The 581-nt window shown below is 66.8% G+C and carries 1 protein-coding gene; it reads right to left on the reverse strand.

Annotated elements, in window-relative coordinates; genetic code table 11:
• A partial coding sequence (locus RVY79_RS17020; protein ID WP_317465656.1) for a metallopeptidase TldD-related protein occupies positions 1-581 on the reverse strand: 581 nt, incomplete at both ends.

Consider the following 581-nt stretch of genomic DNA (forward strand, 5'->3'; position numbering starts at 1 on the left):
CCGAGAACACGAACTTGCCGCTGGTGATGTCGACCTGGCCGCCGCCGAAGTTGGTGGCGTACAGGCCCTTCTTGATGGACGCGACGATCTCCTTGGGGTCGTCCTGGCCGCCCAGCATGTAGGTGTTGGTCATGCGCGGCATGGGCAGGGCGGCGTAGCTCTCGCGGCGGGCGTTGCCGGTCACCGGCATCTTCATCAGGCGTGCGTTGAGCGTGTCCTGCATGTAGCCGGTGAGGATGCCGTCTTCGATGAGCGTGTTGCACTGCGTGGGGTTGCCTTCGTCGTCGAGGTTGAGCGACCCGCGGCGGTTGGCGAGCGTGCCGTCATCGACCACGGTGACGCCCTTGGCTGCCACGCGCTCACCCATGCGGCCAGAAAAGGCGGATGAGCCCTTGCGGTTGAAATCGCCTTCCAGGCCGTGGCCGATGGCTTCGTGCAGCAGCACGCCGGGCCAGCCCGGGCCGAGCACGACGGTCATGGTGCCCGCCGGTGCCGGCTTGGCTTCCAGGTTGACGAGCGCGGAGGAGACCGCCTCGTCCACGTATTCGCGCAGCAGGTCGTCGGTGAAGTAGCCGTAGGCA

The sequence above is a fragment of the Chromohalobacter sp. HP20-39 genome (genome assembly GCF_033052815.1).
GTDB lineage: Bacteria > Pseudomonadota > Gammaproteobacteria > Pseudomonadales > Halomonadaceae > Chromohalobacter.